This is a genomic window from Paraperibacillus esterisolvens, from assembly GCF_046237625.1.
Lineage (GTDB): Bacteria > Bacillota > Bacilli > Bacillales > DSM-1321 > Paraperibacillus > Paraperibacillus esterisolvens.
The window spans coordinates 1181878-1205381 of sequence record NZ_CP143545.1; the positions used below are offsets into that span (position 1 = coordinate 1181878).

At 45.7% G+C, this 23504-nt stretch carries 23 protein-coding genes and 2 pseudogenes; 20 read left to right on the plus strand and 5 right to left on the minus strand.

Translation table 11 applies throughout. From position 1 onward, the window contains the following. Positions 1 to 88: 88 nt before the first annotated feature. The gene (locus V1501_RS06035) at positions 89 to 292 is read right to left on the minus strand and encodes a cold-shock protein (protein ID WP_409291931.1); all 204 of its coding nucleotides are present in this window, start codon (positions 290 to 292) and stop codon (positions 89 to 91) included. A 186-nt stretch (positions 293 to 478) separates the two neighbouring features. Here V1501_RS06035 and V1501_RS06040 point away from each other — a divergent pair, with 186 nt between their 5' ends. From V1501_RS06040 to V1501_RS06070, 7 genes are all read left to right on the plus strand, one after another. Next, entirely contained in the window at positions 479 to 907 is a 429-nt protein-coding gene (locus V1501_RS06040) for a hypothetical protein (protein WP_409291932.1), read from the plus strand. Between the two features lie 177 nt (positions 908 to 1084). Further along, positions 1085 to 1711, plus strand: coding sequence for an FMN-dependent NADH-azoreductase (locus V1501_RS06045; RefSeq protein WP_409291933.1), 627 nt, complete (start codon positions 1085 to 1087; stop codon positions 1709 to 1711). A 258-nt stretch (positions 1712 to 1969) separates the two neighbouring features. Continuing rightward, positions 1970 to 3547 carry a peptide chain release factor 3 gene (locus V1501_RS06050; protein WP_409293261.1) on the plus strand — a complete coding sequence of 526 codons (1578 nt, stop codon included), beginning with the start codon at positions 1970 to 1972 and terminating at the stop codon, positions 3545 to 3547. A gap of 404 nt (positions 3548 to 3951) precedes the next feature. After that, positions 3952 to 5364, plus strand: a complete 1413-nt coding sequence (gene nhaC, locus V1501_RS06055; RefSeq protein ID WP_409291934.1) for a Na+/H+ antiporter NhaC — start codon at positions 3952 to 3954, stop codon at positions 5362 to 5364. An 87-nt stretch (positions 5365 to 5451) separates the two neighbouring features. Then, on the plus strand, positions 5452 to 5676 hold the full coding sequence (locus V1501_RS06060) for an SDR family oxidoreductase (protein WP_409291935.1): 225 nt from the start codon (positions 5452 to 5454) through the stop codon (positions 5674 to 5676). Positions 5677 to 5943: 267 nt separating this feature from the next. Continuing rightward, positions 5944 to 6720: a TerC family protein gene (locus V1501_RS06065; RefSeq protein WP_409291936.1), complete on the plus strand. Its 777-nt coding sequence runs from the start codon at positions 5944 to 5946 to the stop codon at positions 6718 to 6720. Positions 6721 to 6835: 115 nt separating this feature from the next. Continuing rightward, the gene (locus V1501_RS06070; protein ID WP_409291937.1) at positions 6836 to 7492 is read left to right on the plus strand and encodes a serine/threonine protein kinase; all 657 of its coding nucleotides are present in this window, start codon (positions 6836 to 6838) and stop codon (positions 7490 to 7492) included. Between the two features lie 233 nt (positions 7493 to 7725). On the opposite strand, the gene V1501_RS06075 is transcribed toward V1501_RS06070, so the two are convergent. Then, positions 7726 to 9096: an amino acid permease gene (locus V1501_RS06075; RefSeq protein WP_409291938.1), complete on the minus strand. Its 1371-nt coding sequence runs from the start codon at positions 9094 to 9096 to the stop codon at positions 7726 to 7728. Between the two features lie 820 nt (positions 9097 to 9916). On the opposite strand from V1501_RS06075, the gene sigI reads away from it, so the two are divergent. Beyond that, a complete protein-coding gene (gene sigI / locus V1501_RS06080; protein ID WP_409291939.1) occupies positions 9917 to 10669 on the plus strand; it encodes an RNA polymerase sigma factor SigI in 753 nt (250 codons plus the stop codon). Further along, on the plus strand, positions 10666 to 11862 hold the full coding sequence (locus V1501_RS06085; RefSeq protein ID WP_409291940.1) for an anti-sigma factor domain-containing protein: 1197 nt from the start codon (positions 10666 to 10668) through the stop codon (positions 11860 to 11862). Before sigI ends, V1501_RS06085 begins: the two co-directional genes overlap by 4 nt. Positions 11863 to 11912: 50 nt before the next feature. Here the strand turns inward: V1501_RS06085 and V1501_RS06090 are convergent, their stop codons facing one another. The 3 genes and pseudogenes from V1501_RS06090 to V1501_RS06100 form a co-directional block, all read right to left on the minus strand. Then, positions 11913 to 12104: a small, acid-soluble spore protein, alpha/beta type gene (locus V1501_RS06090; protein ID WP_409291941.1), complete on the minus strand. Its 192-nt coding sequence runs from the start codon at positions 12102 to 12104 to the stop codon at positions 11913 to 11915. 72 nt (positions 12105 to 12176) lie between these two features. After that, positions 12177 to 12765: pseudogene (locus tag V1501_RS06095) on the minus strand ((Fe-S)-binding protein); the annotation flags it as partial. After that, a pseudogene (locus V1501_RS06100) lies at positions 12758 to 12940 on the minus strand (glycolate oxidase subunit GlcD); the annotation flags it as partial. The pseudogenes V1501_RS06095 and V1501_RS06100, both read right to left, overlap by 8 nt. Before the next feature lie 134 nt (positions 12941 to 13074). On the opposite strand from V1501_RS06100, the gene V1501_RS06105 reads away from it, so the two are divergent. The 11 genes from V1501_RS06105 (at position 13075) to tuaH (ending at position 23412) form a co-directional block, all read left to right on the plus strand. Further along, positions 13075 to 13236 carry a hypothetical protein gene (locus V1501_RS06105; RefSeq protein ID WP_409291942.1) on the plus strand — a complete coding sequence of 54 codons (162 nt, stop codon included), beginning with the start codon at positions 13075 to 13077 and terminating at the stop codon, positions 13234 to 13236. Between the two features lie 4 nt (positions 13237 to 13240). Next, positions 13241 to 13396, plus strand: a complete 156-nt coding sequence (locus V1501_RS06110; protein WP_409291943.1) for a hypothetical protein — start codon at positions 13241 to 13243, stop codon at positions 13394 to 13396. Positions 13397 to 13666: 270 nt separating this feature from the next. After that, positions 13667 to 14323: a sugar transferase gene (locus V1501_RS06115; RefSeq protein ID WP_409291944.1), complete on the plus strand. Its 657-nt coding sequence runs from the start codon at positions 13667 to 13669 to the stop codon at positions 14321 to 14323. Position 14324: 1 nt separating this feature from the next. Continuing rightward, positions 14325 to 15779 (plus strand): teichuronic acid biosynthesis protein TuaB, encoded by a 1455-nt coding sequence (gene tuaB / locus V1501_RS06120; protein ID WP_409291945.1) that lies wholly within the window; start codon positions 14325 to 14327, stop codon positions 15777 to 15779. Beyond that, positions 15776 to 16969, plus strand: coding sequence for a teichuronic acid biosynthesis protein TuaC (tuaC, locus tag V1501_RS06125; protein ID WP_409291946.1), 1194 nt, complete (start codon positions 15776 to 15778; stop codon positions 16967 to 16969). Before tuaB ends, tuaC begins: the two co-directional genes overlap by 4 nt. 30 nt (positions 16970 to 16999) lie before the next feature. Next, the gene (gene tuaD / locus V1501_RS06130; RefSeq protein ID WP_409291947.1) at positions 17000 to 18334 is read left to right on the plus strand and encodes a UDP-glucose 6-dehydrogenase TuaD; all 1335 of its coding nucleotides are present in this window, start codon (positions 17000 to 17002) and stop codon (positions 18332 to 18334) included. Positions 18335 to 18346: 12 nt separating this feature from the next. Further along, positions 18347 to 19282, plus strand: a complete 936-nt coding sequence (locus tag V1501_RS06135) for an NAD-dependent epimerase/dehydratase family protein (protein WP_409291948.1) — start codon at positions 18347 to 18349, stop codon at positions 19280 to 19282. 45 nt (positions 19283 to 19327) lie between these two features. Beyond that, the gene (tuaE, locus tag V1501_RS06140; RefSeq protein ID WP_409291949.1) at positions 19328 to 20749 is read left to right on the plus strand and encodes a teichuronic acid biosynthesis protein TuaE; all 1422 of its coding nucleotides are present in this window, start codon (positions 19328 to 19330) and stop codon (positions 20747 to 20749) included. Positions 20750 to 20766: 17 nt separating this feature from the next. Then, positions 20767 to 21444 carry a hypothetical protein gene (locus V1501_RS06145; RefSeq protein WP_409291950.1) on the plus strand — a complete coding sequence of 226 codons (678 nt, stop codon included), beginning with the start codon at positions 20767 to 20769 and terminating at the stop codon, positions 21442 to 21444. 19 nt (positions 21445 to 21463) lie between these two features. Further along, on the plus strand, positions 21464 to 22222 hold the full coding sequence (tuaG, locus tag V1501_RS06150) for a teichuronic acid biosynthesis protein TuaG (protein WP_409291951.1): 759 nt from the start codon (positions 21464 to 21466) through the stop codon (positions 22220 to 22222). A gap of 14 nt (positions 22223 to 22236) precedes the next feature. Next, positions 22237 to 23412, plus strand: a complete 1176-nt coding sequence (gene tuaH, locus V1501_RS06155; RefSeq protein WP_409291952.1) for a teichuronic acid biosynthesis protein TuaH — start codon at positions 22237 to 22239, stop codon at positions 23410 to 23412. Positions 23413 to 23504 lie beyond the last annotated feature (92 nt).

The window sequence follows — 23504 nt, forward strand, 5'->3', positions numbered from 1 at the left end:
GCAGCTTATTTTCCGAATTCAGCCCAAATTAAGAGGGTATCCCTTGGATCCTGGGATACCCTCATTTCGGCCTTTCACGATGCGGGAATTATAGCTTCACGACATTTTTAGCCTGAGGACCGCGGCTGCCTTCCTCAATTTCAAATTCAACTTCCTGGCCTTCTTCAAGAGTCTTGAATCCTTCTCCCTGGATGGCGGAAAAATGGACAAATACATCATTTCCCCCTGGCACTTCAATAAAGCCAAATCCCTTATCACTGTTAAACCACTTCACCCTGCCTGTTACAGTCATTTTCAAATATCCTCCAAACATGAAATATAATGGAACAAGTCCCTTATTATCGGACTTTTCTGACTAAATTATAGTATGGTTTTTTTAAAAAAACAAGAACCTGATTTGCTCTGCCACGCCCGGCCCTTAATAAAAAGCGGCCTCTCTGGGGATAGTAAAAAAACATTTATCCAGGGAGGTTTTATCATGAAAAGAAGCCTGATTTCGGCTGGTTTAGTTATTACTGCATTCTGTGGCAGCATGGCTGTCAATGCAGACGTGTATGGGAAAGAGTATCAGGCGGCAGCGACTGTAACTGCAGGACAGACCGCGGGAGAAATCAAAATGGTTACAGAATCCATACTCGCATTGCTTTTAGAACTCGACAAGGAAATCAATACCGGTAAATCAGCAAAAAGTATAAATAAAATAGGCATCAGCATTGAAACGGCATGGGATGGCATTGAAAAAAAGGTGGAAAAAATGAACCCGGCTGTATACAGGGATATTGAATCCAGTTTATATCCATTGATTGCTGAGGCAAAGAAGGATACCCCGGACCTGAAAAATCTGGAAAGGCATAGCAAGGATACAGCAAGGAAGCTGACGGTTTTCAAGGCTTCGCTAAAACGTTGAGCAGCGATCACAGCATAGACATTTAACTGACCCAAATAATCCAGCCACGAAGAAGCCGGATTATTCGGGTCAGTTTTCTTGACATTCGCACACTCCTTTTATATCATATATCTTGTATTCGAGATAAATATCTTGAAGATAAATCTTAGATACTAATATCATGATAGAGGTGGCAGAATGACAAAATTATTATATGTAAAAGCTAATCCTAAAGAAGATGCGTACTCATTTTCAGCCCGGGTGGCCAATGAGTTTGTGGGAGCGTATAAAGAAGCAAATTCCAGCGATGAAGTAGAAATTCTCGATTTATACAGTACAGACCTTCCTTTAATTGACCGTGAAGTATTGAATGGCTGGGGCAAAGCGGCAGCCGGGGAAGAATTGACATCATCAGAAAATGCCAAGATAGGTAGATTGATTGAATTAGTCGACCAGTTCCTGGCTGCAGATAAAGTTGTATTCTCAGCTCCAATGTGGAATTTTGGCTATCCTCCGCTTATGAAGGCATACCTGGATTCCCTGTGTGTTGCTGGAAAAACCTTCAAGTATACAGAGAACGGACCTGTCGGCCTTGCAGGAGATAAAGCGGTGGCACTGATTGAAGCACGCGGCGGCATTTACTCTGAAGGACCTGCTGCTGAAGTTCAGCATACAGAAAGCTTCTTTAAAACAGTGATGGGCTTCATTGGCATACAAAATGTACAAACCGTCCTGATTGAGGGCGTCAACCTTGACCCTTCAAAAGCTGAAGAAATCACTGCGGCTGCTTCAGACGAAGCACGCGCACTGGCAGCTAAATTCTAAGACTATTTTTACTGCTGCTTCTATTGGATAAGTCTGCCTTCCAGGACTTATAAAAATTAAAATAATCAGCAGAAAACTCCAGGTATATCCTGGCCTGACTGCAGGCATGCCGAGCTTGAATGGGGCGTGCCTGCAGTTTTTTTATGGGGATTATGCATAGTATGGTGCCAGGTATACAGCGCCCATAGAAAAAGAGGGGTGGATATGGTATAGTAATGTGATGAAGATTCAGAGTACTAACCAGGAAGGAAAGAAATGATGAAAAGTTCTGTTAAGGATGAAGTGCAATCCAGACGGACATTTGCAATTATTTCCCACCCGGATGCCGGGAAAACAACGCTGACAGAGAAACTGCTGTTATTCGGCGGTGCCATTCGTGATGCAGGTACAGTAAAAGCGAGGAAAACAGGGAAATATGCGACAAGTGACTGGATGGAAATAGAAAAACAGCGTGGAATATCCGTTACATCAAGTGTTATGCAATTTGATTATGAAGGATTCCGCGTCAATATATTGGATACCCCTGGCCACCAGGACTTCAGTGAAGATACCTACCGGACCCTGACGGCGGTGGACAGCGCCGTCATGATCATTGATTCTGCCAAGGGGATTGAGGATCAGACCATCAAGCTTTTTAAAGTATGCCGCATGAGGGGGATTCCAATCTTCACCTTCATCAACAAGATGGACCGACAGGGAAAGCCGCCTCTTGATTTGCTTGCAGAGCTTGAGGAGGTGCTTGGTATAGAGTCTTATCCAATGAATTGGCCGATAGGCATGGGTAAGGACTTCATGGGGATATATGACCGTTATTTTAACCGTATCGAACTGTTCAAAGGGGATGATGAAGAACCATACATTCCATTGAATGAAGACGGTGAAGTGGAAGACGGACATGAATTGGAAGACTCTCAGCTGTATGAACAGACAATGGAAGAAATCATGCTGCTGTCTGAAGCAGGAAATGAATTTTCAGAGGAACGGATTGCAAACGGAACGCTTACGCCTGTCTTCTTTGGCAGTGCACTGACTGCCTTTGGCGTGCAGACATTCCTCGATACGTATCTGAAATTCGCTCCTGAGCCTCAGCCGAGAAGTGCCACAACAGGCGAGATAAGCCCGGTCAGTGAAGATTTTTCAGGATTTATTTTCAAGATCCAGGCAAATATGAATCCGAAGCACCGGGACAGGATTGCATTCCTGCGGATCTGTTCAGGACAGTTTGAACGGGGAATGTCTGTATTTCTCAGCAGGACCGGCAAGCAGATCAACCTCTCCCAGTCTACCGGTTTCCTCGCTGATGACCGCAACACCATAAATGAAGCGGTGAGCGGCGATATCATAGGCCTCTATGATACCGGGAACTATCAGATCGGTGATACCATCACCACAAGCAAGGATATGTATCAGTTTGAGCGGCTTCCGCAGTTCACTCCTGAAATGTTTGTCAGAGTAACGGCAAAGAATGTGATGAAGCAGAAGCATTTCCATAAAGGCATTCAGCAGTTAGTCCAGGAAGGTGCGATTCAGCTCTTCAAGACCGTGCGTATGGAGGAATATCTCCTTGGTGCCGTTGGCCAGCTTCAGTTCGAGGTATTCGAACACCGCATGAAAAATGAGTACAATGTCGATGTTTTGATGGAACGGGCCGGCAATAAGGTGGTGCGATGGGTCGAGGGTGATAAAGTCGACGAAAACCTGTCAAATTCCAGAAGCATTTTAGTCAAAGACCGTTATGATAATTATGTCTTTCTCTTTGAAAATGAATTTGCATTAAGATGGTTCACAGACAAAAATCCGGACGTTAAGCTCTATAATCCTATGGATATGAAATAATAGACAGAAGCAGCGGCCAGAAAGCCGCTGTTTTTTGGTACTCAAAAACGGATGGCAATTAAAGGGTGATTACAACTGGTTGACAGCATCGGAGATTTCATATAATCTATCTTTACGCTTTAACACTTAAAAGCGTTTAAGCAAATAAGTAAACACCCGTCCGCAGCATTCAGTAGTACATGGAGCAGGCAGCAGACAGAGACCGGATGGCTGGTGGAAATCCGGGAGCCCCTGTGCGAAATACACCTGCATGAAAAGGACGGTTATGATAAAAGAGTGGATATACAGCAGCGGCTGTCTGTCAAATAGGGTGGTACCGCGGAGTTTCTTCGTCCCTATCCGGCTATGGGGGAATTTATATTTTCGTCCAGGCTTTTAGAATGACATAAAGGGAGCGGATCATCATGGTAAATTCTAGGTTAAAACTGAGCTTGAGGGAAGCCGTCCTTGTGCTTACAGCGGTCCTGGCCATCCTCGGTTATGGAATTATAGCATTGGAGCTGCCTCCGCAGGTGCCAATCATTTCATCAGTAATGGCTCTTTTTATTTTTGGAAAACTAAAGGGCGTAGATTTTAAAGTAATGGAAAAAGGGATGATTGCCGGCGCTTCCTCTGCTCTCGGTGCAGTATATATTTTTATTTTTATCGGCATGCTTATAAGCAGCTGGATGCTGGCAGGTACCATTCCAACCCTTATGTATTATGGATTTTCGTTTTTATCAGGCTCCTCCTTTTATGCTATCGTATTCTCAGTTGCATCACTGATTGGATTATGTATAGGAAGTTCGTTTACAACCTCTGCAACGATTGGAGTTGCCTTTATCGGCATGGCTGGGGCTATGGATGTCTCGCTTGCGATAACTGCCGGGGCAGTGGTATCTGGCGCTTATCTCGGCGACAAGATGTCACCCTTGTCAGATACATGCAATCTTGCCTCTGAGACGGTTGGAGTAAACCTGTTTGAACATGTAAGAAATATGCTTTGGACAACGATACCTGGTTTCATCCTATCGTTCATTTTGTATTACTTTATGTCACCGAGCCTTGAAGCTCCCAAAGTGAAAGAAATAGACCTTTTTACTGAAACCCTGCAAAAAGAGGCTAATATCAGCCTGCTGGCAATCGTACCATTCCTGATTGTCACAATCATGGCCTTCAGGAAAATATCAGCGATTGCCGTATTGGCCGCGGGTACAGCAGCAGCTGTCCTCGTCGCCTTCGTATCCATTGATAATCTCACGCTTTCCAAAGCAGCTGGTGTACTGTTCTCCGGTTATAAAATGGACAGCGGCGTAGAGCAGCTTGATTCAATCCTTTCACGCGGCGGCATTGAATCTATGATGTTCTCAATTTCACTTGTTCTGCTTGCTCTTGGAATGGGGTCTCTGTTATTTCAGCTTGGGATCATTCCTTCAATCCTTGAAAAAGCAGTATCAGGCATGCGCAGGGCAGGCAGTATCATAGCAGCCACTGTGTTAACAGCCATAGGAGTCAATATACTGATTGGGGAACAGTATCTGTCAATATTGCTGCCGGGAAAAACCTTCCAGGACAGCTACCGGAAGGCGGGCTTAACAGGCAAAACCCTGGCACGGGCAATTGAAGATGGCGGAACCGTGGTGAATCCCCTGATTCCCTGGGGGGTTTCCGGGGTATTCCTGGCAGGAGTGCTTGGAGTTCCTGTGATTGATTATGCTCCGTTTGCGTTCTTCTGCCTTCTATGTCCGGTGCTCTCCATCATAAGCGGCTATTCAGGAATTGGGATTTCTTTAGTAAAAAGCAGGCAGGCTCCTGCTGAACTGCTCATGGGTAAATAACCCATGGGCTTTTTTTTATAGAAGGGATAGAAAGAAATTTCTAGAATGGATAAATAGCATGAGAACCCAGTGCCGGAGGATATTAAGATGGGGAATATATATTTCATTACCGGATTTCCAGGATTCATCAGCAATCAGCTGATAAGGGAGCTGCTGGAAAGAGATCTATCCTTTGAAAAGGCATATTTTCTTGTTTTGTCAGCCCAGAGAGAAGCCGCACTTCAGGCAGCTCTGTCGGAAGGGATTCAGCCCATGGTCGGCTTTTATTCACAAAACCGCCATAATCCAGCCTATCAAATTCATATCCTCTAGGGAAATAACTTGCGATTGCTCAAAGGATGTATGTATACTGAAATCAACCAATTGAATAGGGATAACTTCTTCAAGGGGGAGTAGCGTTAGGGTGTATGCCCTAAAGCAAAGTCGTCAATACATGGACCAGACCATCCATCGGCTTTGCTGACATGATTCTATGTTTAGCAAGACCTTTGCCGCAGGCAAGGGTCTTTTTGTTTGTTTCCATATTTTGGCTGACGATAAGTCTGCGGTAAAGGCAAAAAATTTATTGGAGGTAGAAATATGGAAGCATCAATGTTTTTGGAGTATGGGTGGGTTCTCCTTGTACTCATCGGTCTCGAGGGAATACTGGCAGCTGATAATGCAGTCGTCATGGCCGTAATGGTGAAGCATCTTCCTAAAGAACAGCAGAAAAAAGCACTATTTTATGGATTGCTGGGAGCCTTTGTATTCAGATTTGCAAGTCTTTTCCTCATTGCGCTCCTTGCAGATGTGTGGCAGATACAAGCGCTGGGTGCCTTATATCTTCTGTATATTGCCATTAGCCATTTAATCAAGAAGTATATGGGCAAGGAACAGGCAGCACACACACCTTCAGAGAAAAAGTCTTCTTTTTGGGTGACGGTGCTCAAAGTGGAATTGGCTGATATCGCGTTTGCCATTGATTCTATGCTTGCGGCGGTTGCCCTTGCAGTGACCCTTCCGAAAACCGGCTGGATCTCGATAGGGGGCATCGATGGCGGCCAGTTCGCAGTTATGTTCCTCGGAGGGCTGATCGGACTTGTCATCATGAGGTTTGCCGCTACCTATTTTGTGAAATTACTGCAGGACAGACCGTCACTTGAAACTGCAGCCTTCATGATTGTTGGATGGGTCGGCGTCAAGCTCGCAGTGTTTACACTAGCTCATCCAAGCATCGGCGTCCTCAATAATCATTTTCCGGAGTCGACTCCTTGGAAACTTGCCTTTTGGGTTGTACTCATCGGAATAGTCATCGCAGGATTCCTCTTATCTAATAAAGAAGCGGATGCTGCCAGGGAAGCTGAAAAATCTATATAATAAAAAAGGGAGCTGCTTTTTGGCTCCCTTTCTTCTGTCTGAAGAGATTTTTTGTGGTATGATTTTAAGGTTAAATCATACAGTGAAGCAGTTGCCCAATTAAAAAGGAGTTCTTATGAGCGTAAGAGATTTTAAAGAATTAATTGAATCCAGTTTGCTGCCCCAGATCAGCCTGCGTTCAGTCAATCCGTTTGAACCGATTGTCGTGGACAGCCGGGCAAAACAATGGAAGCTGTTGGGGAATGGGAATTATGCTGCCGTTTTTGCACACGAATCAAAGCCAGACTGGGTGGTCAAGGTATATGCCAGGAATTTGGAGGCACTGAAAAAGGAAATCACCGTTTATGAACGCCTGGGAAGGCATCCTGCATACTCAGAGCTGTATGGATCTGGAAATACGTACTTAATACTGAAAAAAATAGAAGGAATCACCTTATTCAACGCTCTGATTCAAGGTATACAGATACCTGAGGGAGTCATCCGGGACATTGAAGAAGCCATGCATTTTGCAAGGAAAAAAGGGCTTAACCCTTTTGATGTACATGGAAAAAACGTAGCCATGAAGGATGGCCGGGGTTATATCATAGATATTTCGGATTTTTATAAGCCGGGATATTGCAGCAAGTGGCCGGATATGAAAAAAGCATACTACCGGATTTACAAGCCGCTGATATACAGATTCCATCCGCCATTCCCATTTATGATAGTTGATTCGGTTAGGAAGGGCTACCGCCTTTATAAAAAAATCAGGCGAAAAAAAATCCCTGCATAAAACAAACATTATGGTTGTATTCGGGAACCCATTCATGAGGGCCCTGGACAGGAGCAGGAACAAACACCATCAAGGGTGGAGCGGAGAAAGGCGGAGGCAGGAATGCCAGCAAGATCAATGATGTTCATACCCAGCAGCGGGAAACCTTATAATACAATGCAGCTCTGCCCCTTTTCCATATAAACAAAGAGAACTGCCAGACGACGCTGGCAGCTCTCTTTGTTTATGTTATTTTAAATGTCCTTTTTCCTGCGGTGCAGCCCTTTTCCGAAGAAAAAAGCAACGAGCAGAAGAATCCAGATCGGTCCGACAATCAGGGCGATCCTGGTATCTGGGAAGTAAGCCATCAAACAGATCACCAATAGAAGGAATGCCAGGGAAATATATGAACTGATAGGATACAGCGGCATCCTGTAGCTCATTTGTTTTACAGCAGTGGAATCGAGAGCTTTTCTGAATTTAAGCTGGGAAATCAGTATGGTACCCCATGTCCAGATTGCCCCGAATGTCGCTATGCTTGTAACCCAGGTGAACACTTTTTCGGGTACAAGATAATTGAGGCAGACACCAGCAAGCAGGGCGGCAGCCGATACAAGGATCGCTGTTCCCGGCACACCCCGTTTGTTCGTTATTCCGTAGCTTTTAGGCGCTTCGCCCTGCTGTGCAAGATTGAAAAGCATCCTGCCGGTACTGAAGATCCCGCTGTTGCAGGAAGAAAGAGCGGCTGTCAGGACGACAAAATTTATGATTCCGGCAGCACCGGGTATCCCAATTTTTTCAAATGTCAGTACAAACGGGCTGCCCTGATCACCAATCTTATCCCATGGATAAACCGACATGATTACTGCAAGTGAGAGAACATAAAAAATCAGGATGCGCCAGAAGACAGAATCAATGGCGCGGGAAATTGATTTTTTAGGGTTTTTTACTTCTCCAGCTGTCACGCCGATCATTTCAATGCCGAGATAAGCGAACATTACCATCTGAAGGGACATCAATACGCCAGTAATCCCATTTGGGAAAAAGCCGCCATGCTTATACAGATTGCTTATGCCCGCAGGCTCGCCTCCAAGTCCGAGTCCGAAAATGATCATGCCCGCTCCGATGATGATCATCAGAACGATGGTCACAATTTTTATCAAGGCAAACCAAAACTCAAGTTCTCCATACGCCTTGACTGCAAGGAAGTTCACCCCAGTCATGATAACAAGCGCAGCCAGTGCCCAAAGCCATCTTGGTGTTCCGGGGAACCAGAACTCCATATAAATGCCGACCGCCGTAATTTCAGCCATGCATGTTACAATCCACAGGAACCAGTAATTCCAGCCGGTTATATACCCTGCCAGGGGACCGATGTAATTATTGGCATAGCGGCTGAATGATCCTGCCACAGGATTATGTATAGCCATTTCTCCAAGTGCCCTCATGATAAAAAAGATCATCAAACCGCCAAGGGCATAGGCAAACAAAATACCTGGACCAGCCAGTTTAATGGCATTGGCCGATCCCAAAAATAAACCAACCCCTATGGCAGCACCCAGGGACATCAAGGTTATATGCCTTTCCTCAAGGCCGCGGTGCAATTCATTGCTCTTGCTGCTCATACTTATCTTCTCCTTTAAGTTACACTAGAAGTTATTCTGAAATATCTAAGAAAACGCTTTATAACGATACTACAGGTAACATCCTAAATTGTCTATTATTTATATAATCATCAAAAGCAACAATTAATATTTGGATAATATCTCCAGTAGAATTGCTATGTTTTATCTAGCTTGAAAGAGGAGACTTGAAAAATTCATTTTCTCCTTCGTCAAATTTTTTAAAAAAACAACAAATTCCCCCCGTAAATCAATAGCCAGCTCCGAACTGTATAGTAAGAAAATTTACATAATACGGAGGTGCAGGCACCGCTATGATGATGATAGATATAGACCGGCTGCTTGAAGCCACGATGGATGAACAGATCGATTCCGGCAGCTGCTGCATGATAGACATAGACCAATTATTAGAGAATACAGAGGAATGGTAGACGCTTTCCCAAGCTGCTCAGGGGAAGGCTTCTTTATTATCCGGATGTTTTTTATCATACTTAATACCTGTTTAGTGTGCAGAATGCTATATTTTTTCCATTACCCCCTTAAATGGACAGAGAGTCAGCGTATAAGTGTTCTTGGCAGGCCGCTTACATATTTTAGGCAGTCATGGGAGGGGGAATGGACTGGCGGATCATTAAAGCGGGACGCAGTGAAGCAGGCACTAATCAGGCGGGATGCTTTAAATGGAATGCAGGAAATCAAAATAAGCACTGAAAACCGTGTATCCAGTCATGAATAAAACAATACTTTCCGGGCTGGATTTTTAAAAGCCTATCCTTAGAATGTAATATTGTACTCTATGATATAATGTTCGGTATGGATAGGGGTGAGACTGATGCTAAGTTTGTTATTTACCGCTTTTAAACGGAAGCAATCACTGGATGAAACCATTTTAAACATCCAAACAGGGGACGACGCTCTCCGCAGCGAATTAATCGAAAGCTTTAAGCCATTTATTGCGAAAACTGTTTCTTCTGTGTGCAAAAGATACATTCACCAATCAGATGATGAATTTAGCATTGGTCTTATTGCCTTCAACGAAGCCATCGATAAGTACAGTCCTGATAAAGGACGTTCTCTCCTTTCATTTGCAGAAACCCTGATTAAAAGGAGAATTATCGATTATATCAGGAGCCAGGCGAAACACCGCCAGTTTTCCGCAGATCTTGCCGGCAGGGATGATAATCTTGAAAAAGAGCAGCTTTACGATGCTGAAAAGTCACTGGATGAATATAACCAGCATCAAGAGGCTGAACGAAGAAGAGAAGAAATCATGAGGTTTCAGGCTCAGCTTGCCGGGTACGATGTCGCTTTCAGTGATTTGGCAGAGAATGGCCCCAAGCATGCAGATGCCAGAAAAAACGCTATTTCAATAGCGATGCTGATTGCAGAGGATGAAGAGCTGGGTGATTTGCTGGCTGAGAAAAAACGGCTGCCCATTAAGCAGCTGGAAAAGCGTGTGGCAGTCAGCCGCAAAACCATCGAACGCAACCGAAAGTATATCATAGCAATTGCACTAATATTATCTGGAGATTATATATTTATGAAGGATTATATAAAAGGGGTGCTGGAAGAATGAAAAAAGGCATCGTCATGGACATCAACAGCCGCTTTGTAACATTATTAACCCCTGATGGCCAATTTCTTAAGGCGTATAATGAGCATGGCAGTTATAGTGTGGGTGAAGAAATCAGTTTTAACCCGGTGCCTGAGGGCAAAAGGATTGGAAAAGTAAGTCTTCCAAGACGGCGTAGTGCAGTTCTTTTGTCCGCGGCTGCCGTGTTTCTGCTGATGCTTGGATTGCTGCCGATGTTTTCTTCAAAGGAAGCATCGGCCTACATGACCCTTGATGTGAACCCGAGCTTTGAGCTTAGTCTGGATGACGAATTAAAGGTTATTAATCTCCATGGACTCAATGGCGACGGAAAAAAGCTGGCGGCCCGTCTCGCCAGCTGGAAGGATAAAAGTGTCCAGAAGGTCATGGATATTATCCTGACAGAAAGCAGGAAGAGCGGGTTCCTGCAGGATGAGGACGAAATCATCCTGGCGGCTGTACCGCTTGATGATTCCAAAGAACTGCAAAGCAGACTGAATAATTCTGTTAAGAAAACGGAAGCAGAAATAAAAAAAGAAATTCCATCTTCAAAAGTCACGTCCATCAAGGCTACTCCTGCCGACCGCACTAAGGCCAAGGAAAAGGGTGTTTCAACAGGGGTATACATGAAAAAGAGGGAAGACAAAAAAACAGATAAGCCAAAAGATAAGACTCCCCAAGCTTCCATGGCAATAGAAAACGGTTCGCCGTTTAAGCAGGATAAGCCGCCGGTAAAACGGGCTGTGCCAAAGGCCGGTGCCAAACAGCAGAGGCCCGCTACCACAGCCAGCAAAAGCAAGCAGAATCCTGCAGCTGCAAGCAAAAATAAGCAGAACCCTGCAGCTGCCAGTAAAAATAAGCAGAACCCTGCAGCTGCTAATAAAAATAAGCGGAAGCTGGTATCCCCGCCGGCCCAGGAAAAGGCTCACAAACAAAACAGAGGGCATAAAAACAAGGCTGCTGAAGAGAAAAAGCCGGGACCACAAATGAATGAAAAGGTGGTTCAAAAGGTCCCAAAGCATGTATCCAGGGAAAAACATCCCCATGGGCTGCCACATAAACAAATATTGAAACCAGCTCCACCAAAGAAAGAAAAAAATGAAAAGGCAAAAGTTAAAAAGATCAAACAGGGAAAACCAAAGCCCGAACACCCTCATAAGGAAAAGAAGGGTAAATAGAAAAGAGGCCGGCGGATGCCGGCCTCTTTTTAATCCATGTTATTCAATTATTATTGGTTACCATTTAGCTGTGATTGAGCTTGTGCAACCAGGCGTTTGGTGATTTCTCCGCCCACAGAGCCGTTGGCACGGGATACTTCATCAGCGCCAAGGTTTACTCCGAATTCCTGTGCGATTTCATATTTATATTGATCAAGGAATTGTTCTACGCCTGGCACCAGCAGTGAATTTCTTCTTGCCATTGTATTACCTCCGCATAATCAGCATCAGAGAATCAACCTCTCTGTACAATTAGTATGCAGAGTGAATGGGTATCATATGAAGCAGAAAGCACAAAAGTTTTTGGTGTGTTTTCCTTTTGCAGCCGTTAGATACTTTTTTGGCCAGCTGCCAGATAAAGAAGATCTGCTATGCACAGCCTCCATCCTTTCCTCCAGCCCCTCACGCTGAATGCCGAGCTTCATCTGGAGCAGACAGCCGGGATAGGCCGTGACGATCATGTCCGGGATCATTTCGCTTACTTTTTTCATCTTGCCATCTAGGATCTTCATGGACATCTCCGGCAAACTCCAGCCGAACCACAGCAGCTGCCTGCTTCCTTCATTTTCACGGAATTCAATTCCATTTATGGACTTTAGCAGCGGACGCGGGGCACTTACTGTTTTCATTACATTTTTATGATGGCTGGAATCCTGATAAGTTATGACTCCCCCTTCTAACTGAAGGTTAAAATTTTTGTGAAAGTCCATTTCAAACAGTATCTGGGTTATGTCCTTTATCTTTACTTTAAAAGATCGTGCACGCTCTTCCCATGCGGGCTTATCCTGCAGCAGGCCGTCATAATCCAAGAAAGGCGCCGCAGCCTCCGGCATTGGTGATAATATAATCAGCGTGCAGTGCCTCTTGGCACAATTGGGATACCGAACTCTGTTTTTCTTGGGTTCACTACAGCACACGGCATGGATTGGAATTGCGGAGTGGCATCGTAGGAATAGACCAGCCGCCCGGCTGTGGTATCAACATAATTTTCAGTTCCCGCCACAGAGGCAATTTTCTGTTTCGCTTCAGCTGTTATCAAACGATCTCCTCCTGAAACGAATTTTTTAAAATAATCGTATAAAGTTTGAAATTAAATCAGGAATTTATAGAGATAAATGGAACGAATATAAATGCGCCACATCAGCCTATCCTATATAAAGGGAGGGATTTAACATGCCAAAAAGGAAAGCAGAGTTTAATGCGGCTGCAAAATCAAGCAAAACACCAAAGAGAAATTTAGAGGAAGCAGAATTTTCAACAGAATATGCCCATGGCGAGAATATCATGAAAGGCGCCAACCGCAATTCAAAGCAGGGAAGAAAGGGCAGAGGATAATTCTATGGACCGGATAATCCGCCATCTAAGAAGACTTTCTCAGCCAGCCTCCCATGTGGAATTCGGCAGTGAGCTGACAGGTGATATGAATGCTTCCAAAATATATGAAGCCCTGAATTCATCGAACACTAAAAGGTCTGAAGAAAAACAAAATAAATAATAATTACTTGGGATACCGGAAGCGATGCTGCCGGTATCTTTTTTGTAAAAATAATAAAGAAACGTTAAGACTATGACAGGCTAAATCATGAAAAAAGCGGATGGGGACTGGTTCCCTAGTTAAAAAGGAGGAGTGGTGTTTGTTAAAATATTTGAAAATTCTTAACAACAGTTAACAATTATTTATCTCCTCTCAATACCAGCTAAAAAGATGCTCCCTATAATTCGACTTAGGTTAACTATTCTATACGTCTCCAGAGGTGAGTCTTAAGTGAGAACAGAAAAAGTCATCGAGTCGTATCCATACCAGGAAGTTCAAGTCCGGCATCTCACACTCCCAAGAAAGGCAGCGCAGTATCTTGTAATTAAAAGGCTCATTGACATCGCATTGGCGGGGACAGGGATAGTCCTGACCTTTCCCCTCATTATAATCTTTGCGGTGCTGATTGTACTGGAATCACCGGGGTCGCCTTTTTACTTCCAGGAAAGAGTGGGAAAGGGCGGGAAATGCTTTAATATCATCAAGCTCAGATCGATGAGGAATGATGCCGAAATGCATGGTGCAAAATGGGCGGCTATCAATGATCCACGGATCACTAAGGTAGGGGAGTTTATCAGAAAGACAAGAATTGATGAACTGCCGCAGCTGCTGCTGGTGATAAAAGGAGATATGTCCTTGATTGGGCCGCGCCCCGAGAGGCCGATGTTCACTGAGCAATTTAACAAGGAAATATACGGTTTCAAGAACAGACTTCTGGTGAAGCCGGGTTTGACCGGGCTTGCACAGGTGAATGGCGGCTACGATATCACACCGCGCGAAAAGCTTAAGTATGACCTGGAATATATTCAAAACCTGGCATTCGAGCTGGAGGTCAAGATATTGCTGAAAACCTTCAGAATTGTCTTCACCGGAGAAGGAGCCCGCTGATATGGGAACCATGAGGGGCGATCTTGCCGGAGGGAGCAGGTGGACCGCAATATCCACTGCAATCATTACCGCCGTCCAGATCATACAATTTCTATTCCTGGGGAATCTCCTGTCCCCGGCGGAATTCGGGGCGGTGGGAATAGTGACGGCCATCCTGATATTTGCACAAATTATATTGGATCTTGGTGCAGGATCGGCCATCATCCAGCTTAAAGAAGTTACTCAAGAGCTCCTATCCAGCCTGTTTTGGCTGAATGTCTTCTGCGGGTTCTTGATATGTATCACTCTGTTTTTATCCAGCTCCTTTGCCGGAATCTTCTTTAAACAGGAGGAGCTCACGGGTCTGCTCAAGATTTTGTCCCTGCTCTTTTTGGCAGCACCATTTGGGCAGCAAAGCCAATATTTGCTTCAGCGGAATCTAGAATTTAAAAAACTGGGACAGATCGAGGCAGGAGCTGCCGTCATTTCATTTTTAATGCTTTTGATCCTGACCGCTGGAATAGAGCCGCTCTATGCTTTCGTGATTTCACAGACTGTCCTCTATTCCATAAGAGGTTTCCTGTATTTCGCATTATCCTATAAAACATGGCACCCAGCTTTTATTTTCAGACTGAATGAATGCCGGACCATCTTCAGGTTTGCAGGCTTCCAGCTGTTATCCAGGCTTGTAAACCGGGCTGCCTCTAATATGGATGTGTTTCTGATTGGCAGATTTATGGGAGCAGAGGCCCTTGGAATCTACAATCTTGTTTATCAAATCATCACCATTCCGGTATTGAAATTCAATCCGATTTTAACAAGAGTTGCTTTCCCTGTTTTTTCAAAAAATCAGGACAGTCCGACAGCGCTGAAGGAAGGGTACCTGCTAATCACGAAGATTCTGGCCCTGGCGGCATTTCCAATGCTGTCCGGCCTGGCGGCGGTTTCGAGTCCCTTTATCCTTACCGTCTTCGGAGAGGAGTGGCTGGATGCCGTTCCGATCCTGCAGATCATGACAATAGTGGGAACCTTGAGAGTGCTGATGAATCCGAGTGGAGCCATCCTGCTTGCAAAGGGAAGGGCGGAACTTGCCTTCTATTGGGATGCAGGAATGCTCTTATTATATGGTTCCACCATATTTGCAGCCGTCCAGTCAGGCAGCCTTGAAGCTGTTGCCTGGACCTATACCGGTGTAAGTCTGGTGAACTTTATACTGGGAAGATACTTGCTTTCTAAATTGATTGGATTGAAGTGGGGGGGGTATCTGTATGCCCTGAAGAAGCCGGCTTTGCTGTCACTGTTCATTTCAGCCGCCGCAGTTGGTGCCAGGAATATATCAGCAGGCTATTTTTCAGCAGGAATCCTGCCGTCTCTGGCTATTTCTATTCTATCGGCTGCCGCCTTATATCTCGTCCTTCTGGCAGCGGCATATCCACATCATGTCAGAAAGTTTATCAAAAATGGGAGGTCTTTATGAAAGCACTTTGGATAACCAGTGCCTACCCAAGCGAGATTCAGCCTGGGAGCGGTGTTTTCCATGAAACCCAGGCAAAGGCCCTGACAAAACTCGGGGTCGAGGTGAGTGTCGTATGCCCCGTGCCGAAACGGATATCATCACTTCTCCCGCTTAAAGAAAGATACCGGGAACTTGGAGAAATCCCAAAAGAGTATATCAGGAACGGAATTAGAGTGCTCCGTCCGGAATATACCGCACTGCCCGGGCAGCTCCGCTGGGCTCAGCCTGGAAAGCGGATTGCTGAGGCAGTCTATAGGACTGGAATAATCGAAGAACTGGAACCTGACTTGATTCACGCTCATTTTGCGATGCCTTCCGGTGGGGCAGCCAGGCTTCTTTCAAAACGTACCGGCCTGCCGTGGCTGCTGACGCTTCATGGCAGCGATGTGAATGTGTATCCTCATTACAGCAGGAGCGCAAGGGCTGCCTTCATACACTCTATGAGGGATGCCCATTCGGTCTTAAGTGTCGGAGGGAGGCTGAGGGAAAAGGCCCTCTCCATTTCAGGAAGGGACAGCTCGATCCTGCCGCTCGGGGTGGACTTGGCCAGATTCCAGACAACATCGGAGCCCAAGGCTGTCACTAAAAAGCGCCTTCGCCTTCCTGCGGATAAGAAGATTGTATTATTTGCAGGAAGGCTGACAAGGGAAAAAGGGGTATTTGAATTGGCTGATTCGCTAAAGAGACTTAGGGCCGATACAGCCGTCGTCTTTGCAGGTGCAGGACCGGCAGCTGCAAGGTTGCGGGAATACCCTGAGTTTGGTGACAGACTGTTTCTGACAGGCGAAGTGGAAAATCGGGAAATCAGGGATTATATGAACGCCAGTGATGTATTTGCACTTCCCTCGTATACAGAAGGCATGCCGACCGTTGTAATAGAAGCACTTGCCTTAAAGCTTCCTGTGGCCGCGACTCTTGTGGGAAGCCTGCCTGAACTGTTTGGAAAATACAGCAGGCTGCTGTTTGAACCACGCCAAGAGGATCAGCTTGCCGAGCGTATCACTGAATATTTAAAGGGTGGCATGGACCTGGAGGCCATGAAAAAGGAGCTGTTTGAGAAGATTCATGAACACTACCATGCCGGCAGGAACGCCCTTCTTTTAAAGGAAGAATACAGCAGGGTCATACAAGGTGCGGGCATATCCATATAAAAGCCAATAATTCGGAAGGGATCGATTACTTTGAAAAAAATAACTGTTATTGGAACCGGCTATGTAGGATTGGTTTCCGGAACTTGCTTTGCCGAAGCAGGAAATCAGGTGATCTGCTGTGATATCAATGAGCAAAAGATTGCCAGCCTGAAAGCCGGCATCATGCCCATCCATGAACCGGGCCTTGAAGAGCTCATTGCAAAAAATACCAGGATGGGAAATCTTGAGTTTTCTACCCGTATTCCGGATTCAGTCCGGACGGCAAGCATTATCTTCATTGCAGTCGGCACCCCGATGTCTGATACCGGGGAAGCAGACCTGACCTTCGTCAAGGAAGCAGCTATGACAATTGCCCGAAATTTAAATGGCTATAAAATCATTGTAACCAAGAGCACCGTCCCTGCGGGCACAGGTAAAATAATTGCCGGGATCATCAAGGAACATGCAGTGGAGGGACAAGATTTCGATATCGTATCAAATCCCGAATTTCTCCGGGAGGGAGCTGCCATCTATGAAACGATGAATATGGAGCGGGCTGTGATTGGAACATCCAGTGAATACGCTTACCAAGCGATAGCGGAACTTCATGAACCATTCACCAAGACCATCCTGAAGACGTCAGTGGAGAGCGCGGAGATGATCAAGTATGCCGCAAACGCCTTCCTGGCCACAAAAATTTCTTTTATCAACGACATCGCCAATATATGCGAGCGTGTGGGGGCCGATGTAGGACGCGTATCTGAGGGAATAGGCCTCGATACCAGGATTGGAAAGAAATTTCTGCAGGCTGGTGTGGGATTCGGGGGATCCTGTTTCCCAAAAGACACCGCAGCTCTCCTCCGCATAGCTGAAAACTGCGGCTATGAATTTAATTTACTGAAGGCGGTCATGGAAACGAACAGGCTTCAAAGAGACAGGCTCGTAGAGAAACTTGCGGGAACCCTTGGATCCCTAAAGTGTAAAACCATTTCAGTACTGGGGCTTGCCTTTAAGCCTGATACCGATGATGTCAGATATTCGCCGGCACTGGACATCATCCCCCGCCTGATTGGGATGGGGGCTTTTGTTAAAGCCTATGATCCAGTTGCAAGAGAAGAAGCAGAGAGGGAGCTTGGCCAGATCTGTGCATTCAGGGATGATTTATATGACACAGCGAAAAACACAGATGCATGTATCATCCTAACCGATTGGAAAGAAATCAAAGAAATGGACCTTGTTAAATTAAAAAGTGTTTTAAGACAGCCGATCGTTGTGGACGGTCGCAATATCTTTGACTTGAAAGAGATGCAGGAATCAGGGCTGACTTACCTGTCTGTGGGACGGCCTTCACAAAGAGAGAAAAATATGATTTCGAGTGTGATATAGGGAGGGATCCGGATGAAAAGAGCAGTCGTTACAGGCGGTGCAGGATTTATCGGTTCGCATATTGTGAAGGAATTGCTCCGTAAAGGTTATGAAATTGCCGTTATAGATAACTTCTCGACGGGAAAACGGGAGAATCTAAGGGGCTTGGATGTTTCCATCTATGAATGTGATATCACAAGTCCGGAGGTAATGGATTTGATTGTATCTCTCGAGCCTCATTATATTATCCATCAGGCGGCCCAGGTCAGTGTCGCGGAATCCATCCAGGATATTGTGTATGACGAGCAGGTAAATGTGAAGGGCTCACTGCATGTGATTAAAGCGGCCGTAAAAAGCAGGGTGAAGAAACTGGTTTTTGCATCCTCTGCAGCAGTGTATGGAAATCCTGTGGCACTGCCCGTGTCCATGAACCATCCGACAAGGCCGGAGTCTCCATATGGACTAACAAAGCTGACGGTAGAAAATTACCTGAAGCTTGCACACAAGCTATATGGCCTGGCATTCAGCATTCTGCGCTACAGCAATGTCTATGGACCAAAGCAGAGTGCGAAGGGAGAGGGCGGTGTAGTCGCCATTTTTGCCGACCGGATCCAAAGCGGACAGGAACCTGTAATCTTCGGAGACGGGGAACAAACCCGGGATTTTATCTATGTTGAGGATGTAGCCGCTGCGAATGTAAAAGCAATCGATCCGGAAGGGAATATTTCGGTGAATATTTCCTCCGGAAGGTCCATCTCCATAAATGAACTGTTACATACGATTAACACAGTGAATGGCACAGCCTTAAAAGCCCAATACCGTGAAGAGCGGAAAGGGGATATCCGCCACAGCCTGCTGACTAATGATGCGGCAAAGATCCTGCTCGATTGGGAACCGGCCTTTGATATAACGTCAGGTCTGCAGGAAACCTTTAAGCATACTTTAAACCAGCCGGCAGGGTCTGTGTAAACCATGCAGCCGTTTAATCCCGGCTCACAGTCTGGTGTGAAAGGATTGCAGCGAGCAGTGCGGGGTGCGCAGATAGCATCCCTTCTCCTTATCGGACTGGGTGCTGTGTGTTATTGGGCCGGGGTATCTGTCTTTTTCATTGCAGCCCTTGCCTTCTGTATGGCAGTCCTTCCCGTTATTTGGCTGAAAAAGTATATGTCGAGGCGGGCAGTTTCGACGCTTGCTGTATATATGCTGCTTGCTGCGTCTTTCCTGAATCAATCCGGTCCAAGCCTGGATCTGGGGTTTGTCACCCTTTTCCTCTACAGAATTATTTTAGGAGGCAGTGTGCTTCTCTTCCTCTGGCACGTTGTGGGTGACAAAATGCTTCCGGTGTATTGGGAGAATACCAGAGTAAAAGGGACGCTTTTGTTTCTTCTATTTTGGCTTGGATACGGAATGCTCTCGCTTCTGTGGGCAAAGGATCCGGCAGAAGGCATCAAGTATTGGTTTCTCCTTTGCTTTGGGACGGCTTTTATTTACCTGGCGGCATTTACCTTTACCACGCTTAACAGGGTGATAACGGCTTGTGCCGTCTGGATGGCTATGTCTGTCCTATTAATGGCAATAGGTGTATATAATCATGCTGCTGCTTACCAGCTTCCTACTTCTTCCCTGTATGGCGGGCCATCATACAAATTAAATTATCCAACATCTGTTTTTTTCAATCAGAATGATTTTGCAGCTTTTTTGACCATCACCTTTTTCTTTTACATGAGTGGAACAAAAAATGTGGGCAATGGCTTCATCAAGGCGGGATGCTGCCTGCTTGCCCTGCTGTCCATATATTTAATTGATCTGACTGAATCACGGGCAAGCCTTCTTGGGGCTGCAGGTGGATTAGCTGTTTATATGATGTTGGTCCTGCCGCGTGTATTAAAAAAAGCAGCTGTCTATTTTCTTACAGCCGTTATCGCTGCAGGTGTGCTGTTCATACTATATCAACTGCCTGCACTCCATTCTGATTTTCAAAGCGGAGTCCTCCAGACCTATGGAGTTCTTCCCTCCAATACAGCCAGGATTAACCTGCTTAAGAACACCTTTATGTATTTTACAGGATCCCTCGGCTTCGGGGTAGGTGCCGGGAATCTGCCATATTACTTGGAGCATGAACCGATTTACTATACAGGTGCAGTCCTTCAAGTTCATAATTGGCTGGCTGAAATACTGGGCAGCTTTGGGATATTTGTCTTTGGGGGTTATATCTTGATGTATGGAAGCTTAATGATTATCCTCTTCCGTATGCATGGCAGCGAAACGAAAAAAGGCCGGATGCTGATAGAAGCCTGCCTGCCGGCCCTTGCCGGCTTTCTGGTTTCTTCTATAAGCCCAAGCTCAGTTATGAATCTTTACTTTCACTGGGTATTCCTGGGCATTGTGATCGCCCTTGTTTCAGTATTGAAACATAGAGAATCGAGATTTCCCTGAAAAGGAGCAATGCGGATATGGAGACATTAGGTAAGAGAATCTTGGGCAAAGCAAGGAGATATCTTCTTGTGATATGTCTGCTTCCTGTCCTCCTCGGGGGTTCAGGCTATTGGATTCCCGCCGGCAAGGGGGAAGCACAGCAGCGGGAGGGAGAGGCAGTGATCACTCTTGGAAGCTATGGTCTGCCAGAGCTGAATGATTCGAAAAAAGTGATCGCCCTCATGTCGAGTCCCCGATTCTATAAAGAGTATACCGGGAGTGTCTGGGAGGAACATCAGGGCATCCTGCTGAAGAATTTATCGGTGACACCAATCTCAGACCAAAGCATCAGACTAGACCTGCGCAGTCTGCCTCAGAAAGAAACCAGGGTGATCATGCATGAAGTTCAGCGGGCCTTTTTAAAACTGGACGGCCAGAGATTCCAGCAAAAGCAAAAGATCTTAACAGATTCCATCCATGCGCTAGAAGGGAAAACGGTAGGGCCGGATGCGAAAGTGGATCAGCAGCGCTTTCTCTATGAATTGAAAACGGAAGAAATGTCGCTGAGGCCGGCATCCTTTCTTTTGCCGGATGATCTTGGACGTACAGCGGCCCCGGGCTTCGATTCAAAGGCAAGGGCGGTTCTTGGAGTGTTGATCGGCCTTACACTGGCATTTCTTTGGATCGTGCTTCCAGAATTCGTAAGGAAAGTTTAACTACAGGAGGTACTCTGGTATGCATCAGGAACAGACGCTTATTTCCATTATCACTCCTGCCTACAATGCGGCAGATTATATAACAGAAACTATTGAATCTGTAATGAGACAAAGCTATCAGAATTGGGAAATGATCATTGTCGATGATTGCTCGACAGATAACACGCGGGATATCATCAACCGTTTTGCCTTGGAAGATTCAAGGATACGGCCAGTCTTTCTCGAAGTAAACAGCGGCGCAGCTGCAGCCAGGAATGCTGCCTTGAAAATGGCGGGTGGTAGATATGTTGCCTTCCTGGATAGTGATGACCTCTGGAAGCCGGAAAAACTGGATAAACAGCTTACATTCATGAAGCTGAACCAATATGCCTTTACATTCACAGCGTATGAAATGATATCAGAAGATGGTACGCCTCTTCATAAGCTTGTTGATGCCCCGCGTTTCATCAATTACGAAAAGATGCTGAAAAACACGATTGTCGGCTGTTTGACTGTGATGATTGATCTAGAGAGGACCGGCTCTTTTGAGATGCCGGATATCAGGACGAGACAGGACCTGGCTGCATGGCTCTCTATTTTGAGAAGGGGTCATACCGCTTTCGGTCTTAATGAGGTCCTGGCCGAGTACAGGACGGGAAACAGCTCTATATCGCAAAATAAGTGGAAAGCTGCGAAGATGAATTGGTTTGTTTATCGCAAGGTTGAAAAGCTTCACCTGGCGAAAGCCTGCTGGTGCTTTTCCAATTATGCGGTACATGCCGTGCTGAAAAGGTTTTGAAAGGGGAAGTTGAAATGGAATATGTACATGTTGTCGTGGCTGCCGGAACATGGGAGCAGGATCAGTTAAGATACCGGCGGCACCGGCTCGCTGAATTTCTGCTTAAGAAGGCAGGGACAAAGAAAGTGATCTGGCTTTGTCCGGGAAAGCAGGAATCAGTACGGGAGCTGCCCGGCGGCCTGACAGAGTGGGTTATTCCTGACCTGCTGCCTCATAGAGTTTTCCGGTTCGGCAGATATGTGGATCGTTTTTATAAAACAAAGCTTCGGAGGATCCGGGAATATCTTGAACAACTGCCGGACCATACCATTTGTTCGCTGTGGTATACATTCCCAGGATTTCCACGCCTTGCAGAAGAGATTCCCTGGGATCAGATCGTATATGACTGCAGTGATCTCTGGTCCTCTTCCATCGATGGTTCACATTCATGGCTGATGGAATTCCGTCAAAAGGTCATTTCTGAGGCAGAAGGCCGGATTGCAGGAAGTGCTGATCATATTTTTTGTACGTCTGACTTTCTAGCCGCCCATATTTCAGCAAGCTATGATTTCAAAGGAGAGGGAATTTTCACCTTTGAAAATGGAGTGGAATACGACCTTTTTGCAGGTGAGACAGAAAAAGCAGATATAATCCGGGCCGGCTTTGACGGTCCTGTTCTTGGATTTATCGGGGGGATTAAACCGAAACTGGACTTCCAATTGATAAAAAAAGCGGCACAATTAAAGCCGGACTGGCTGTTTTTATTTGTCGGCCCTGACGGAACAAAGGGGGACGGGGCATTTACAGAACTTCAAGCAGAGCCCAATATAATTTGGACAGGAAGCGTTAAGCCGGACCAAGTGCCAAGATATATGAACGCTATCGATATCGGTATCATGCCATACAAAGAGTCACCATATAACAGGGCTGTTTTTCCTCTCAAGCTGTTTGAATTTTTAGCGGCAGGCAAGCCGGTTGTGGGTGTCAATCTTCCTTCCACAGAGAAATACAGCAGAGAAGGGATCTATTCTCATCTTGATTACAGTGACGCAGAGGCTTTGATTGCCTCATGCGAAAAGCTGGCTGCTATATCCGATAAGGAAACTGAAGGAAAACGTAAACAGCTGGCCAAAGCATTCGATTGGGAAACTGTATTCGAAAGGATGGCTGCGATTGTTTTAGATGAGTACCCAAAGCCGAGAGCATTGTAAAGGTCAGAGGGAAGTTTTAAACCAGGTTTACGAAATATTAACATGGTGGTAACTGTAAATCTTTAAAGGAAGGGTAGAATGAGGGTGAATAT